The organism is Curvivirga sp., from assembly GCF_965219885.1.
Lineage (GTDB): Bacteria > Pseudomonadota > Alphaproteobacteria > UBA8366 > Aestuariispiraceae > Curvivirga.
On sequence record NZ_CBDCOT010000009.1, the window covers coordinates 273,023 to 290,948 of the forward strand.

At 40.0% G+C, this 17,926-nt stretch carries 14 protein-coding genes; 2 read left to right on the forward strand and 12 right to left on the reverse strand.

Annotation, left to right across the window (positions count from 1 at the left end; genetic code table 11):
• Positions 1-61: 61 nt before the first annotated feature.
• The 11 genes from ACOQOA_RS06865 to ACOQOA_RS06915 form a co-directional block, all read right to left on the reverse strand.
• Entirely contained in the window at positions 62-475 is a 414-nt protein-coding gene (locus ACOQOA_RS06865) for a TIR domain-containing protein (protein ID WP_420547902.1), read from the reverse strand.
• Between the two features lie 101 nt (positions 476-576).
• Positions 577-1,428 (reverse strand): SDR family NAD(P)-dependent oxidoreductase, encoded by an 852-nt coding sequence (locus ACOQOA_RS06870; RefSeq protein WP_420547903.1) that lies wholly within the window; start codon positions 1,426-1,428, stop codon positions 577-579.
• Complete coding sequence (locus ACOQOA_RS06875) at positions 1,425-4,391, reverse strand: B12-binding domain-containing radical SAM protein (protein ID WP_420547904.1); 2,967 nt, start codon at positions 4,389-4,391, stop codon at positions 1,425-1,427. Before ACOQOA_RS06875 ends, ACOQOA_RS06870 begins: the two co-directional genes overlap by 4 nt.
• A gap of 43 nt (positions 4,392-4,434) precedes the next feature.
• Positions 4,435-5,913, reverse strand: coding sequence for a B12-binding domain-containing radical SAM protein (locus ACOQOA_RS06880; protein WP_420547905.1), 1,479 nt, complete (start codon positions 5,911-5,913; stop codon positions 4,435-4,437).
• Between the two features lie 10 nt (positions 5,914-5,923).
• Entirely contained in the window at positions 5,924-6,988 is a 1,065-nt protein-coding gene (locus ACOQOA_RS06885) for an alpha-ketoacid dehydrogenase subunit beta (protein WP_420547906.1), read from the reverse strand.
• Positions 6,972-7,931 (reverse strand): thiamine pyrophosphate-dependent dehydrogenase E1 component subunit alpha, encoded by a 960-nt coding sequence (locus ACOQOA_RS06890; protein WP_420547907.1) that lies wholly within the window; start codon positions 7,929-7,931, stop codon positions 6,972-6,974. The genes ACOQOA_RS06885 and ACOQOA_RS06890 overlap by 17 nt, the downstream gene beginning before the upstream one ends.
• 15 nt (positions 7,932-7,946) lie before the next feature.
• Positions 7,947-8,879 carry a hypothetical protein gene (locus ACOQOA_RS06895; RefSeq protein ID WP_420547908.1) on the reverse strand — a complete coding sequence of 311 codons (933 nt, stop codon included), beginning with the start codon at positions 8,877-8,879 and terminating at the stop codon, positions 7,947-7,949.
• A gap of 9 nt (positions 8,880-8,888) precedes the next feature.
• Positions 8,889-9,707, reverse strand: coding sequence for a kinase (locus ACOQOA_RS06900; protein ID WP_420547909.1), 819 nt, complete (start codon positions 9,705-9,707; stop codon positions 8,889-8,891).
• Between the two features lie 212 nt (positions 9,708-9,919).
• Entirely contained in the window at positions 9,920-10,678 is a 759-nt protein-coding gene (locus ACOQOA_RS06905; RefSeq protein WP_420547910.1) for a sugar phosphate nucleotidyltransferase, read from the reverse strand.
• Positions 10,679-10,691: 13 nt separating this feature from the next.
• On the reverse strand, positions 10,692-12,014 hold the full coding sequence (locus ACOQOA_RS06910; protein ID WP_420547911.1) for a glycosyltransferase family protein: 1,323 nt from the start codon (positions 12,012-12,014) through the stop codon (positions 10,692-10,694).
• 3 nt (positions 12,015-12,017) lie between these two features.
• Positions 12,018-12,983: a GDP-L-fucose synthase family protein gene (locus tag ACOQOA_RS06915; protein WP_420547912.1), complete on the reverse strand. Its 966-nt coding sequence runs from the start codon at positions 12,981-12,983 to the stop codon at positions 12,018-12,020.
• Between the two features lie 269 nt (positions 12,984-13,252).
• Here ACOQOA_RS06915 and ACOQOA_RS06920 point away from each other — a divergent pair, with 269 nt between their 5' ends.
• Positions 13,253-15,370 (forward strand): YgiQ family radical SAM protein, encoded by a 2,118-nt coding sequence (locus ACOQOA_RS06920; RefSeq protein WP_420547913.1) that lies wholly within the window; start codon positions 13,253-13,255, stop codon positions 15,368-15,370.
• Between the two features lie 65 nt (positions 15,371-15,435).
• A complete protein-coding gene (locus ACOQOA_RS06925; RefSeq protein WP_420547914.1) occupies positions 15,436-15,831 on the forward strand; it encodes a hypothetical protein in 396 nt (131 codons plus the stop codon).
• Positions 15,832-15,922: 91 nt separating this feature from the next.
• Here the strand turns inward: ACOQOA_RS06925 and ACOQOA_RS06930 are convergent, their stop codons facing one another.
• Positions 15,923-17,764, reverse strand: coding sequence for a BCCT family transporter (locus tag ACOQOA_RS06930; protein ID WP_420547915.1), 1,842 nt, complete (start codon positions 17,762-17,764; stop codon positions 15,923-15,925).
• Positions 17,765-17,926 lie beyond the last annotated feature (162 nt).

Here is a 17,926-nt window from a genome sequence, read left to right on the forward strand (position 1 = left end):
TAACTCCCGAACATTACAAAACAAACTGACCCTAAAAAACTTAAATCGATCACTACCATTGTTAAACTTTCTGAATTTCTTGCCGAATTTGATTTAAATCCCAAACCATTGGGAAAACATCGCTTCCGTCAAGCAATCCTTGATAACTTAAAGTTTGAGAGTCAGGTAATGCGATAATCTTCTTTCCTAATTTTCGCGCTTGCTCAATCTCATAATCTATCCATTCACGGCTGCTTTTTGATTGATATGGTTCCTCCAAGAACACAACCGCTTCGGCTGGTAGGATCTGTGTAAAAAGCATATTCTTCAACGCCAGTTTACCAGTTTCAGTATGTGTACTTATGGCAGGATCATACCAAGGAACACTATAGTTAATCCATGGTGTTTCCTTAATATTCTCCATCATTGATGTTAACAAATTCCAGTCATTATGAAATCGCCAAGCATGTGTTATAAATATTGATACTTTTTTCATGGTTACTACTTTAATTTTAATGTTCACTCGAAGCGGAATAGCAAATATTTATCTCTACAATTAAAAGCATAACATCCATTTCACTAACAGTTCGATTGTCTTTACAATCCCGCAGCATAAGGCAGACGATCTGTAAATCGATAGGATGCTCCATTATGGTGAAAGAAATAGCCATTTGGACCATCAAATCCTTGTGCCAGCAATTTTAACAGCATAGGTATTATTTTGAGTGGACTTTCTTCTGAACCTTGATTCATTTCGCTTTTTGCTTCTGTTGGTATCAAGACATTCATTTGGATATCTTCATCAGGCATTTTCATTGCAGTTTCATGAGCCATAGACATTGTCATATTATTCAATGCTGCTTTCGAAACGTTATATGGCCCAACACCACCTTTATAACTCCAGCCTGCAAGGGAAGAGAAATTCACTATTCTAAGTTTGTTACCTGGTTTATGTAATCGAATTAATTCGCGAGATGCATACCATGGAGCAGTTACATTCGTTTGCATAATACTTTGCCAATCTTCTAACTCTAACGTTAACATAGGAGATTGATTTCGCCCTGGTGATTTGCAAGGCAATGCCGCATTATTGACCCAGCCATGAATTTCTCCATATTCTGACAAAAACCGACATAAATAATCTGTAACTTGCTTTTCTTTCGTAAGATCAACAGGTGCAATGAAAATTCTGTGCTCATCGCCCCCTTCAGACATCAACAAAGCTTTCGCTGCTTCTAGTTTCGATAGTCTTCGTGACAACAGAATAACTGTTGCTCCAAGAACAGATAAAACTCTAGATATCTCTAGTCCATAGCCAGTTGCGGCACCTGTTACGCAGATTGTCATTCTGGCAATTTCTCCGACTTCATCAGCACTTAGACCAAAACAATGATCCTGCCACTCTGACGGATTGGAATATCTATCTAGATCAAACTGTTGAATTCTCATAGTTGTGCTTGACCATAAAGCATCGCCATTCCCTGCTTTTCTTCCACTTGATCAAGTACAGCATCTCTGGAGACATCTCTAATAACCCCAGGCCAAGATATAATATCAACTTCGGTTAAATCTACATCCGAATATTGACTAGGTACACCATAGATAACCCCTTCATATCCGATAATATGATAATCGCCTTTTTCCTCAAGCAATATAGGTTTTGAGGTAAATGCCTCAGATGCAGGACCTAAATTCTCTCCCACATTCTGTTCTTCACTATTCTCACTAGTTTCTCTTACCAAGGCAGAGGCTATCTTGGAGCTACTATGTGACCAAGCATGATCAACCGCATCGTTAAAAGTTACAAATGCAGAAATACCATAATTTGACATTTCCGGAAGCATTTCGGCAGTCATTCTAGGGACATCCAAGGGCACTGTATAATATTGGTCAGCACATCCAATAATTTTATATTCCCCAGCATAAGTTACTAATACACCGGACCAGTTATCTCGATAATGACTGTTCACCTTTACTTGATCAACTTCATCTAGGGATAAATGCTTCTTAACTTCTATCCATTGCTCATTTGTAAAGGCATAAAAGTTCTCATCAAGCTTGATAACATATTCATAATTCGATTTTTCCTGATCAGACAAAAGCTTATGCGGTTTTGAGACAACTTTATATTGGCCTCGGGAGTCTGCCCAATCTTGCGAGGTATCGATGACCGATTTAAGTGCTTCGATTGTAATATCTCGTAAAACACCTCTCGGTAATTCATTATAAATCATAAAATCTAACTCAGTGACATGCACTGGAACTGCATAAAAGCGCTTGGTATATTGGTAAATTTTATACCCCTTATAATCTTCCTTAAACTCATATTCAGGTAATTCAAGATTTTCCTTTGCCTTCATCTCTGCATTATCGTCACCTCTATTTGCGTCACGATTTTGCAAGACATCTTCAATAACCCTTGAAGCCCAGTCACCAATTGGAAAACCTTCTTCATGAAGTCTCAAAACTATTTTTTCAAACCATCGCTTTCGGACAGATCCATCGATATATGGTTCTTCCGAATACCAAAGATGAGCAGGTATCGCTCTAAAAAAGCGTTTGTATAGTTCTTCTTTGGGCAATCGGAACTTAATATTATGCGCCTCTGGCTCAAGCCAATAAACACCGCCATTTGCAAGAATTAACGGATTGATATTTGCCAATCTGAAAATATATTGTTTATTCTCTAAGATCAGATCGATACCTTCATCAATATCTTCCTCTGTCTCGCCAGGAACTCCAATAACCCAGTTAATTTCAGATAATATCCCTGCGTCATGACAGGCTTTAAGAGTTTTGGAAATTGTATCTTTCGTATAACCCTTTTTCTGTAACCTCAAAGCATTCTCAGAGAAAGCATCGATCCCAAAACGAAGCGTTGCGAAACCTGCCTGTTTTAATTTCTTAAAGAAATTATCATCGCAACGTTTATGAATTCTAAGTTGCCCTGTTAGAAGAACATTCAATTCTCGACGGATGATTTCATCACAGATATCCATAAGCATGGTTGGGTTGCCATTTAAGTCACTTTCATTAAACATGAATAAATGACATCCTTGCTTTGCAAGCCACTCTAATTCATCAACAAAGTTTTTAGGGGAACGAATTCTCCAATAAAATCTTTCCGCACAGAATGTGCATCTCGCCCATCTACACCCGCGACTAGCAATTACGGGTGTCAAACGATATCCATTGAAATTGATGTAAATATCAATACCAAACCATTCATATTTAGGGAAATCCAAGACATCTATATTATGACACATAGGGGCGGGAATGAATGGAATTTCAGGATCATCGTCCCTTGACAAAACTCCAGGCATATTTGCAGGACGCTCTCCTTTAGTAACAGCTTCGACTAAAGGTCCAACAGAAAGATCGGCTTCGCCAATACACATATAATCCGCGTCTGGGAAAGCTCGAAAGCCAATATCTGCACTATTACAGCTATAGCCGCCCAAGAGAATTTTAATTTCCGGAAATAATGCCTTGACGCGATTGATTAATCGCGCAGTAAATTGTTCGTTGCAGGCTTGAATAGATAAAGCCAAAATTTTAGGTTTGTGCCGAGCGATCTGATAAGCAGCTTGTTGGATAAATGGTTCAAAATAATCAATAACATCTGGACGTGCCCACACATCATAATTTTGCGATTGCCAAGGATCCTCTGGTAATTCATATCCGCTTTCTAAAACAACTTTACCACCTAAATTAAAAATACGGTTAATGTGATACTGATGATAGACAACAATATCCAAATCAAAGGTTTGATGCTTCACATTCGCTTTTTTCAAGGCATTATGTACATATGCCAATCCGTTAGGCATCAATGCTAAATTTCTAGAGGGACAATCAAAGAGCAATACATCAAGATTGTCTTCAATTTCTATATGTGGCACTCGAATAGGGTAAATTGTACGTTGAAAAGCTGTCCAGGCAGATAAAGGAATCTCGTCTGTAGCAATCTTACCAATAATGTTTGGCGTAATAATTTCTTGCTTCGAATTAATACGGTCTTTGAGCATAAATTCCATATCAAAAATATGGACATAATCAATCTCAGCAATAAAAAAATTATCGACCTCATCTAGGGTAGCTACATCTAACGAAATATATTCAAAAGCTTTATCCCCATCGGCATCGGAAAGATCGTCTATAAGAATAAGTTTCGTATGTGTCCGTAACGCATCGTTAACCTTAACTAAACGTTTCCAGAAATCACTCCTCACATAAACAGCTAAGTTCGGTAAACTTAACAAATAAGCCGATAGTTTTTCCATGAGGGCCGACTTGTCAGATTTCATGTCACTTGAATCTGAGAAAAGGTTAAACAAGGATAACTGTTTTCTCTGCCCCTGAAGGTTAAATACCTCCCCATTTAGACTACATTCTAGATTATTTAAGTTATTCATTGACATCCATCCAATCAAAAGTGAACACTTTTATGTTTCTATTTTATAATAGATTTCGAGTTAACCTCACTTTAGCCATCTCTTTTATATGTTCTCTAGTTTCAGTTCCAAATTTGCTAGAAATCATATTCAGATATTTTTCTGAATCGAAAAAATCATGAAATGCATCATCACGGAATTTCAAAACCTGTGCAGCTGACAGTTTTACTGTAGGCATTGGCAAACAATTCACACTATGTTGAGAGTATCCGGCCCAATCATCTGGCAGTTTTATGTTGTTATTAACTGCCTGCATATACAGGGCAGAGCCAGGATAAGCCATCGCCGCATAGAAATTTACAAATTCACAATTCAACTCTTTCGCTAAATCGAATGTTTCTCGCATACTTTCATGTGTATCATCAGGTAAACCAAAAATGAAATTACCAATCACATTGATGCCTGCATCCTGAATACTTTTTACAATATCACGTATATCTTGTTGAGAGAATGATTTTTCTGCCCCATCTCGAACAAGCTCACTTCCAGATTCAATGCCAAGAGCAAGCCATTTGATACCCGCATTAAACATCAATTCAAGAGTATCTTGCTTAATAGTATCGACACGCGCATAGGCCCATATATTTAAATCTTTGGAGAACTCTTTTTGAGCAAGTAATTCGCATATCTCAATATAATGACGCCTCTTAAGAACAAACATTTCATCAATGATTTTATATGATTTAACACCATAATCATGATAGAGAGTTTCAATCTCTGCAACGACAGCCTGCGGCGATCTACAACGATAACGATTACTATCAAATGGGGCGTTAATACAGCAAAAGACGCATTTGTAAGGGCACCCCAAAGTTGTATAGATAGATGCATAAGGCATCCGATCGTCTAACTGACCAAAACAATGCCAATTATGCGCACGGTATTTCTCCATAGGAAGAAGGTGCCATGTATTTCCGTGCAAATCCTTATCTAAATCCTCAATAAGCGGAGGCGGCGTTTGGCGGATTACTTTGCCATCTAATAGATAACAAATACCCGGAATATCCGAAAAATCTTTCTCCTCATTCTCAGAAGACAAAACCTTCAAAATCCCTTCAAGAGTCCGTGGCCCTTCACCCACGCATGCGAAATCTACTGCTTCTTCAAGAACGGTTCGTTCCGGCAAGGCAGAAACATGCCCACCAACAATTGAGATTTTTTGATGTGAAAGTTCTTTTTTAATTTTTTTACATAATTGTCCAGCCGGCGCCATCATCTGGGTTGACGCTGATGGTTGATGTCCAAATACAACCACAGAAACAAGCTTTGTAGGGTTTTCTTCTAACCAAGAAATAACATCATTGTCAGACATTTCCATTGCTTCTGTATCTAGGATTTGAACTGAAAACCCACGATCCAAAAGATAACCGGCAATAAGTCGACACCATAACGGCGGCTCAATCGCCGTTAAACTTTTCCCCAAAGACTGATAAATTTTTCCTCGGCCACCAGGATTAATTAGGACAATATCATTTGTAACCATTTAATCCCCCCTAAAAAGGCCCTTTAAATTCTTTTTCATGAGCGAGCTCTACAACAGATGGATCCAAACACCATTCTTTATTAGGGTGAAGCATTTTGTATGCCACTTGAGCAATAGTACCTGAATTTGGATAAAACACATCTTCAAGACTCGGTGTTGTCGGACAGGTAGCTTCAGCAAAACCAATTCGTTTTACTGAGAAAGTCATTTCATTAGATAATGCTTCTGTCACTTTAGTAATGATCTCCGCACTTGCACCGCAAGTTAACCACCCACTATCGACAACAACCAATCGTTTCGTCTTCCGCACTGATTTAATAATGGTCTCGCTATCCAAAGGAGAAAGTGAAATAGGATCAATAATTTCAGCAGAGATATCTTTTTCTTGTAAAATTTCAGCGGCACGTAACGCTTCTAGCTGCATACTAGAAATACCGACTATAGTAACATCACCACCACTTCGCGCAACACGTGCCTTTCCAAACTCAATTTCATAAGGTTCTTCAGGAACATATGAAGATGTACCATACAATAACCGATGTTCCATTACGACAACAGGATTGTTATCTCTAATCGCCGCAATCATACATCCTTTCACATCATAAGCGTTTGATGGCGCAACTATCTTTATACCCGGCACATGCATAAACATACTATGCAACCCTTGCGAATGTTGTCCTCCTTGCCCCCATGATTTACCAATCATCGTCCGTATTACCATTGGAACCTGAACTTGGCCCGCATACATATAATGACTTTTTGCTGCGATATTAATAAGTTGATTCATACATAATAGTAGAAAATCCATCCGGATATGTGCATGAATAGGACGCTGTCCAGCCATTGCCGCCCCAATTGCAACCCCTGTCATAGCATCTTCAGATAAAGGTGTTGTAAACACGCGGCTTGCACCAAACTCATCAACCAAACCAAGCGTTGATCCTTGAATACCTTTATGGTCATCTACATCGAGTCCCATCAGAAACACACGGTCATCTCGTTGCATTTCCTGTTGAGTAGCTTCACGAATGGCCTCGAAATATTTTAAACTTCTTAAATCACTCTGCGTAGACATAATCATACAACTCATCTGATTGAGGGAAATTAGATTCTTCTGCGAAATTGAAAGCGTCATTTATTTCCGCATCAATATCAGCATCGATATTTTGTGCAATTTCATCAGGAATTCGATCTCGGATCACTTTGACACAATCTTGACCGTGCCACTTTTGTGCAACTGCTCTAGATCGATAAGGCGCATCATAATCCATGTTTGGCCCGACATGTTCAAACCAACGATGTGTATGACATTCAATAAATGCAGGTCCCTCACCATTTCTGATACGTTCAATGTCTTGTTGAACTTCGGTATAAATTCCAATCATATCTGGTGCTTCAAACTTTCGGGTTGAAATACCATATGTTTCAATCCGTTCCGTTAATTCGTTCGAAGCCCATCTTTTTTCAAGAGGCTCATGGATTGCCAAAAAATTGTTCTCACAGACAAATAAAATCGGCAACTTATGCAATGCAGCAAAATTAACACTTTCTATAAAACATCCCTCTTCTGTAGCACCATCACCGAAAAAACAAACAACTACAGCATCACTAGCTTGCATCTTCAATGTTAAAGCATGGCCAACAGCAACGGGAATACCAGTTCCAACGACAGCAGACATACCTATTACACGGTCAGCTGCGCTAACAAGATGCATGGAACCAGCACGCCCTCGTGCGATCCCTCCCTCTTTACCATACAACTCTGCAATCATACCTTTTAAAGGAGCTCCTTTTGCCAAATAAGCTGCATGCCCCCGATATGTTGCAGATACATAATCACTTTCGCGAAGATTTTCGCATACTGCTACACTAATATATTCTTGGCCGATTGAGAGATGAACAGGACTTTTAATTTTGTCACTTGGATATATTTCGGCGATTTTTTCTTCTACTCTTCTAATAAGATATAGTTTCTTATAAAAAGTTTGCAAAATATCTTGATTTAACTCGGCTGGCATTTCCCGCTCAATTCTTTACTCAAACAAACCACTATCACTTAGTAATAACGGTATAATCATCTCAGGTGTTTTATCTTTTGCGAAATCTTGACGAATACCAATTGCACGCTCCGTGAAATGGCCAAGGCTCAACTGCTCTTTAACAAGCTCAACCCAATTGTTATCGACTGTAACTACATATTTATTTAGATCTGATGGATCAGAGCATTTTTCCGTCAACACCAATGAATCGTTATTTATATGATAAAAAAGACGTGAGTTTGATTCATAAGCCCAATCGGAATTTTGTTTAATATTAACAGCTAGCTTAGAGCGCGCGATTAAATCTTCTCTATGGAATGGGGCCGTCATTTGATGGGTCATAACTACATTCAAACCAACATCACGTAAGCTATCTAAAATTTTATTACGGTATTGATTTTGAGCGCCAGAAAAAAAGACATCAATATCTTTTTCATCGTCTTGCAAATGGGTAACACGTGAAAAATTTTCAGAATAGATATGAGGAAGATAACCGACAGGTATATCTTTAAATATATTCTGGTATATAGGCACCTCTTGAAACGCCAGATGCCAGATTGCTGACATCCTAGGAGCAAGCTTCACAAAGTTATCAAACCGATCCTGCCAAAGCTTCTTATTCTGATAATGATTTCGTTTACTTTCACGCTCTTCAGGGTCGTCATAAATATCATTAAAAGTTGAGCCCGTTAAAAACTCTGTCGCAATTACGATCAGCTTAGTATCATCTGTCCACTGATCATTAATTCTAGCCAAAAACTCTTCATCAAAATTTTCCATAACTACATTGATAAAGCCAGGGCAAAATTCTTTCTCTATATCCGCACGATGGCCGACATTCTCCAACGCATATTTGAGCATCAAAAATGTCTCCGCAACGCTTAAGCCAAAATTCCAGTGATTTTCATAAATAAGTTTAAAATGCATATCTGATCTTTATAGCTTGTCCAAACCGTCTCGTTCACAAACGACAATTTTACTACCTGGGCTTCCTAATGAAAAATTTACATGTATCAAAGAATTTAATTTTTCTCGAATTTTCTGATGATACGAAGGTTTTGCAACAAACAATATAAAACCGCCACCTCCAGCTCCAAGTAGTTTACCTCCATAGGCTCCGGCACCAATCGCTGCTTCATAAATATCATCAATAAATGAATTAGTAACTTCAGGTGCCAAATCACGCTTTAACTTCCAGTTCTCATGCAAGAGCTTTCCTAAATCTGCAATATTGAACTCTTTGGCCTCTAAGATAGTTTGAGCTTCATCCACAAATTTTATCATTTCAAAAACTTGCTTTTCCTTGTTTGGTAAGTTTTGGATTTTATTTTTCGCGATCTTATCAGCGAAGCGCGTTACACCGGTAAAAAATAACAACAAATGATCTTCCAACTTCTCTTTCCTGTCTATCGAAACACTTAGCGCCTTCATCTTAATATCATTATTTTGCTTAAAATCTATGCGTCCCAAGCCACCATACGCCGCCCATGTCTGATCCTGAGATCCCACATTTTCACCGATAACATCCTGCTCTATTCTGATTGCTTCTTTTGTCAGGAGTTCTGAGGATGTAGGTTGGTTCTTAAGCGTCAAGATTGAATGTATCAAACCAACTGTAAATGCAGAACTAGAGCCAAGACCAGATCGTGCAGGTAAATCCGCTGCGTGACTGACCTCTATTCCATCTCTCATATTGTATTCTTGTAAAATCGCACGCACTGCAGGATGTTGAATATCATCAATAGATTTAGTCAATTCAATTTTCGAATATACGATTCTATTTTTATGCTCAAAAAAGGGAGGAAGCTCCCGTATACTTATATAACAGTACTTATTAATGGTCGCCCCGATAACTGAACCGCCAAATTTTGAGTACCAAGCAGGATAATCCGATCCACCTCCAAACAAGGATATACGAAACGGTGTACGACAAATGATCATATTGAAACAATTTTAAAAATTAATACTTAATCGACCATAAAATTGTTCGCAAAATATGTCATGTGCTTTTTTAAGAAATCGCTTGCAGTCCAATAGGTTTCTTCCGTTCCGATATCTAAAAACGGTACATTCTGACAATCTATAAATACATTTCCCAACACACCATTTTCAAAGAAGTCATATTCCAATGACCCCACCTCAATAGAGGATAAAACAGCTTGAGATTCACGAGTAATAAGATATGCACCAGCATTAATCCATCCCGCCTTGTTCTCACCTGTTTTCTCCGTAAATTTATTCAATTGCTTCTTATTAGAAATATCTAATAAACCATAACGGTTAGCGTCATCACTATAACAGGATAACAACCCAACGTTTTCTTGACGTGCCTTCCATGTCGAAATGAAGCTCTTAAAATCCGCAAAAACAAATGTATCACCATTCAAGATCAACATATCACCTATGTAACCTGTGTTACATCTTACAACATTTGCCACCGCACCTGCGGTCCCGAGGGGCCTATCTTCGATCGTATATTCTAGTTTCAGATTCTCAAACTTATCTGGGGCGCTGGATATATAACTCAACACAGCATCTGCACGATAACCGAGCGCAAGATGAAAATCTCGAAACCCCAAACCATAGAGATAAGAAATCTGCCAAACTAAAAAAGGCAACCCATTCACTTCCGCTAAAACTTTTGGCGTCTCACCGATGACAGAACGAATACGAGTTCCCAATCCACCGCATAAAATCACGACTAATGGCCTGCTTTCACCAACCATCTGCATCCCTCAACTAGAAGCCAATAAAATTGAACAAAGTTTCAGTCCACTTTTTAGCACTATAATTCTCTCTCAACCAGCGATGTCCGTTTTGCGCAATAACTTCTCTCTCATCTTTATGCTCAAGATAATACCCAATTTTTGCAACCAGATCATCTTCGCCCTTAAAGTAAACAAGCGCATTATCAGCCTTAACAAAAGCCCTCGTTTCTTCGTTATCTTCTTCTAATAAGAACGCTCCTACTCCCAATGCCTCCCTCACCTTCCCTTTACATTGTGGTGCGAACGAGAAAGACTGTGTATTCACAACAATTTTTGATCTCCTCAACATGGTCGCATATTCTTCGACGGGAATGTAACCATGAACATTCTCGCCTCCGCCTATATGATGGAAACGGTCCCCGAAAACGCTCTGTAAAAAAGAAATCCATTCTCGTCTATTCCCCGCAGGATTTCCAAAAATCGCAATATCTATATCTTTTTCAACATCTTGAGGATGGAACAATGTTTCACTGAAAATTGTAGGATGAAAAAAAATCTTCTCTGTATTGGGATGTTGTTCATAAGGCGCTTTCGATTTCTTCATTCGCTCAATACGTGAAAAACAGCTATTTTCAATCACACAATCTGAGTAAGTAAGAAAATCTCGCTCTTGAGCTAAATAGCTATTTCCATAGGCTTGCTCATCATAGTCCCAAAGAATGTTTACAAATTTTAAGGATGGATATGTTTCCTTGAGAGACATAAACAAATTGCCAGGTAAACGATCCTCTGCATGCGCACTGCTGTAAGCAATAAGATCAGGTAGAAAAGCAGCTACTTCCGTCCTCAACTGATTTGAAGCATTTTCCTTCAAGAGATCATAATTATCATTCTCATCATATAATGTATATATGTTTACTTTGGATCCATAACGAGATCGCAAATCCATAACTATAGAATCTTCCCATGCCTTGCTGGAAATAATTATATTCGTCGCATAATTTCCGATTTCTTCAGGAGAAATAACCAGATGGCCAAATCTACACCCTTGTTGCAATTTCACATCTTTATCAGCCAACGCCACGACATTAAACTCTGTAAATTCTTTCAAATATCGCGCCGTGTGCACACCTGCCCCATAGACAATCACTTCATCATCATTAAGTAAGTGCTTCAATTCTTTAAGGCGTTTAATAACATGACTATCATGATCAACTTGCCCAATTCCAAAGTTTAAAAGTTTATGCTCAGTAATTAATCCTGATTGTAACATAGGACTGTAAAATTCAATATTTCCAGCGGAATCCTTGAACCTCTTAGACTCAAAATCCTGAATAACAAATAAAACGCGCACGAATTACCCCTCTGCAATCTTTGACAGAAAATAACTCCATGTTTCCCGCAAACCTGTATCAAGATCAACAGCTGGCTTCCAGCCTAGCCCCTCGATTTTTGTAGAGTCCAATGCTTTCCTTGGCATTCCATCAGGCTTATCTTCATCCCAAACAATCTCTCCTTGATAACCTGAAATATGCCGTATCTTTTCTGCTAATTCAAAAATATTACAGGACTGACCGCCGCTGACATTGATCGGTTCTAAATCGCTATAATTTAAAGTAAGATGAACAAGAGCTTCCGCCGCATCCTTTATGTATAAAAACTCCCGAACAGGTGTACCTGTTCCCCAAAATGTTACCTTCTCTTCATTATTTTTGATAGCATTATAAAATTTGTACATAAAGGCAGGAATAACATGACCATATGTAGGAGAAAAATTATCACCTGGACCGTATAAATTCGTTGGGATAGCCGTGATAAAATCAAGTCCATATTCCTGTCGATAAAATTGACATAGCTTCAACGTAGAAATTTTGCCTATAGCATAACCTTCATTTGTAGGCTCTAACGCCCCAGTTAGTAAGCTAGACTCAGCAGCTGGTTGCCTTGCAAGGCGTGGATATATACAGGAAGAACCCAGATTCACAAATTTAGACACACCGATACGAGCGGCATTGTGAACTAAATTCGCGCCAATCATCATATTTTGATATGCGAATTCTGCAGGTTTCAAACGATTGACTTCTATTCCACCTACTAACGCGGCTGCATTTATCACAATATCAGGTTTTAACTGGTTAAAAACCTCTTCCACATCTGATTGGCGTGTAAGATCAAGCTCAGCTCTTGGTATCTTGAAAACTTCGCAATCCAAAGTTTTCAATATTTCACAAATATTTCCACCAACGAGCCCATTATGTCCGGTGACCCAAATGCGAGCGCCAGAGATATTCTCTCCCCAAGAAGCGTTCTGTTTTTTGAACATTTACCCCCCTATTGACTTTTGACAATGGAATTTCATGAAATCACTAGCTACCCCTGTATCAGCCATCTTCATAATAAACAACATAATAAGCCATTAGAAACCCATAGATATTATACCGAATAGTAATAACTCTCACTCTCCAGATACTCTTATTCCTATCGTTTCTTTAACTTGTACTTTTATTGTGATTTGAGCTTTTAGATGTTTTCCGTTAAAAGCTAGGCAAGGCTTGAACGACAGAAGCCATTAGTGATGGATAGATTAAAAAGATGACCCGACCCTTTATACAGCCAGATAAGAAATTATTTTCCTATCGGAAATACTGGGCGCACCGTTTTGGGAATGCGCCGTTTTTACCTATGTCCCGCGAAGAAATGGACATGTTGGGTTGGGATAGCTGTGACATCATCCTGATCACTGGTGATGCCTATGTGGATCATCCAAGCTTCGGCATGGCGGTTATCGGACGCGTATTGGAAGCCCAAGGTTTCCGTGTGGGGATTATTTCCCAACCGCGCTGGCAAGATAAAGAGGATTTTAAACAACTGGGTCGTCCTAATCTATTCTTCGGCATCACAGCCGGAAATATGGATAGTATGGTGAACCGCTATACGGCAGATCGTAAAGTCCGTAATAATGATAGCTACACCCCAAATGATGAAGGCGGCAAACGACCAGATCGTGCGACCTTGGTTTATACACAACGGTGTCGCGAAGCTTATAAGAAAACCCCAATCGTTATTGGCGGTATTGAGGCCTCCCTTCGTCGCATGGCCCATTTTGATTATTGGTCAAACAAAGTACGTCGTTCTATCCTGTTAGATGCAAAAGCAGATATTCTTTTATACGGCAATGCAGAACGTGCCATTGTTGAATTAGCCCATCGTTGTGCCAAAGGTGAACATCCTGCAGATATGCTGGATATGCGCGGTGCTGCCTTTAATCTGGAAAATGTACCTGAAGGCTGGACAGTTCAAGATCATACATCCATTGATGAATTGACACCTTTGCAACCTCACGAAATTGAAAATAACGTGATCCGTGTGCCTTCTTATGAAATGGTATCTCAGGATAAAGAAACCTACGCGCAAGCTAGCCGCCTGATCCATGTGGAAAGTAATCCGGATAATGCACGCCCATTGGTGCAAGCCCATGGCGATCGGGAGATCTGGGTAAATCCACCGCCAATTCCACTTAGTACACCGGAAATGGATGGTGTGTTTGATCTCCCTTATGCAAGAAACCCTCACCCGACATATGGGGATGCAAAGATTCCTGCATGGGACATGATCAAGTTTTCTGTCAACATCATGCGTGGATGTTTCGGTGGTTGCAGTTTCTGTTCCATCACCGAACATGAAGGGCGCGTGATTCAAAGTCGATCCAATGACAGTGTCATTCGCGAAATCGAAGAGATGCGTGACAAGGTGAAAGGCTTCGCTGGACAGATTTCTGACCTAGGCGGTCCAACCGCCAATATGTATCATATGAATTGTAAAGATCCAAAAATTCATGCGGGCTGTCGTAAGCTTTCCTGTGTATATCCCGTAATCTGTAAAAACCTTGTAACGGATCATGGTGAACTGATTGATCTTTATAAACGTGCGCGTAATGTAAATGGCGTCAAGAAAGTCTCTATCGGATCTGGTGTACGTTACGACTTGGCTGTGGAAAGTCCAAAATATATTAAAGAATTAGTGAAACATCATGTGGGTGGATATCTGAAAATTGCCCCGGAACATACCGAAGAAAACAGTCTTAAAAAAATGATGAAGCCGGGCATTGGCACTTATGATCGATTTAAGGAATTGTTTGATCGGGCCGCAAAAGAAGCAGGTAAAGAATTATATCTGATCCCTTATTTCATCGCGGCCCATCCGGGTACCACCGATGAAGATATGATGAATTTAGCGCTTTGGTTAAAGCGTAATAATTTCCGTGCAGATCAAGTGCAAACCTTCACACCGACACCAATGTCACTTTCGACCGCTATGTATTATAGTGAGAAAAATCCACTGCATCCTGTACGCCGTGGTGAAGCAAGTGAACATGTGGGCACACCACGTAGCGGCATGAAACGGAAATTACACAAAGCTTTCTTACGTTATCATGACCCGAAAAACTGGCCTGTTATTCGTGATGCCTTAAAAGAAATGGGCCGTGACGATCTTATTGGGCGCGGTAAGGAATGTTTAGTTCCTTTCCCAAGTCGTAATGAACGTAGCAGCTATCAACGTAGAAGCAGTGGTGGACAAAACCCCGGCGGCCAACAGGAATTCAGATCGGGCGGTATGAATAAAAATCGTGGAAAGCCAAAAGCCAAAACATTCTTCACCACCCATGCAGGCGAAGGTCGTCGAAAAGGTGGGGATAAAAAGAAACGCTAGAATTTTGTTTTTAGATTAGTACTATGGCTATTAATCTTAGCCTTCACTAAAAGCGAGTCCATCCAATGCAATCCGCTCTAAAGATTGTCATAATTATACTTGGCGTTTGGTTTGCATTCTCACGCTCCCTCAGCGTATTCACGGTTGATTGGACAGCGTCTCCCATTCCTATAGAGGTATTTCCACTTCTTGCACTTTTTTCTTTCGGATTCGGGATGCTTTACGCTTTTCGTAAATGGATAAATTTTACTCTTGGGTTCCTCTTTCTTATTTTCTTCTTAACAATTGTCTTTGAATACGGGAATGATCGCGTTTTCTACGATCCAAGCTTATGGGAAAATATTCTGATGATTGGCGCATTAGGCTTATGGAAAGCCAATTATGCCAAGCCTATCCCGAATACAAAAAGCAATCTGCAAAATAAAAAAGAAGAATATATCAAGAAAATATCCAATACATAATTTGAACGTGATTATGAAATAAAGAACACTTCGAAAAACAGGGCTCCAAATTGAAGCCCTGCCTTTTCTTTATATTCTCAAAATGATGTATTTAGTCTGCTGCGGCTTCAGATGCTTCCCCAGCTTTCTCACGCAAGCCATCACGATAGAGGGCTTTGGCAAGGGCAATACACATCAAGCCCATCACCATGGTGAATGGTAAAGCACCAATGATCATGGCATTTTTCAAGGCATCAAGACCACCACCGCCGGCAAGCAGCAAGGCACCAATTACAGTGGTCAGGATTACCCCCCAAACGATCCGATGTTTATTACCCGCCAACTGATCGCCACCAGACATAATGGTGTTCATCACCAAAATACCGGAATCTGCAGAAGTCACTAGGAAGGTCATGATCAAGACTACACACATGACAGTGATCAATTGCAAGAAACCGCCATCAATCATATGTCCCAAAGTGACGAACAGCTTCGCACCGTTTGACGCACCAATGATGCTACCTTCTGCAACGCCCGCTAATTCAAGATCGATTGCAGTACCACCAAGAATGGTCATCCATGCAAAACAAACCAAAGCAGGGGCAATCACACAGCCAAGGATGAATTCGCGAACGGAACGGCCTTTGGAAATACGCGCCAAGAACAATCCAACAAATGGGGAGAAGGCAATCCACCATGCCCAGTAAAAAGATGTCCAACCAGATTGCCATCCAAATAGACGGCCTTCTGTACCGGCTTCATAAACGGTGGCTGCCAAAGCATCTGCATTTTCAAGAGCTGCAAAGCTTTCTGGTAAACCAGACTTAAAGCCATCCAAGCTGCCCCATGCATTTGTAGCACCACTATAGAGGCTCGCAATATCTTCTGCCGGCAAGGCTTTAACCGCTTCTGGCAACATTGTCGCAAATGCATCTGCGGAAAGTGGGCCATGGGCAACAAAGGACAAGGAAACGAAGTTTAGGATATAATCCAACATCGCTGATCCATATGTGGTCATGGAGAATGCGAAAGAACCGAAGATGATAAAAATCGCAACCAAAACCAAGGACAAGACGAGGTTCAGGTTAGATAGATATTTCACACCACGTCCAACACCGGATACGGCAGAAACTATAGACATGCCCATAATCATGATCAATGCAGCCATCAAACCAACTTTTGTCGGGCTTGGCGCATCCCCTGTCACATCCATCAACCAGCCCATGCCAGTGATCGCATAAACACCTTCAACAAACTGATTGATACCAAAACCAATGGTTACAGATACACCAAGGATCGTCGCAACAACCCCGAGGACATCAATAACATGACCAATCATACCATTCACATGTTTGCCCAAAAGCGGGGTCAAAGCAGAACGAATGGTCAAAGGCATATCACGTGTATAGGCATAATAAGCAAGTGACAGGCCTGTCACCACATAGATCGCCCAAGCATGGAAACCATAATGTAAGAATGTGTAACGATATCCACTTTCCAAGGATTCAACGGTGTTTGGTGCAACATCACCTGCCACAATAACCGGGTTTGATCCCCATAAACCTAGAGGTTCCGCTGTAGAGAAAACCATCAAGCCAACACCAAGGCCAGCACCAAACATCATGGAGAACCAAGAGAAATTGGAAAATTCTGGTTTTTCCCCTTCTTGCCCCATAATACGGCTGCCCGTTTTTGGCAGTAGCGCAATCACCAAAAGGAAGAAGGCAAAGAAGCCTACAATGATGACATAAAAACTATTGAACCCTTCTAGCAAGGCCCAGTTGAAACTTCCCAAGACACTGTTGGCATTTGCTGGCCAAACCAAGGCCCAGATTACAAGCGCGGCCATAGAAATCTTACTAATGAGGGCGATAGGCAAACTATAGCCATCATAAAAACCTTTATCGGCCTTTTTAATATCAAGGTCGGTAAAGGGTGGTTTAATACTACTCATATCGTAGTCTTCTCCCTTGTTCATATATGTGAGACACTGGTTCTTATTATAGTTATTATGAAAGATACGAAGAAATAGTACCCCTCCTTCGCATCCATGTTGTTAAGTCAACAAATCCAGTATTTTCCACAACTCAATCAAGTTGTATCCAGCTAATATACA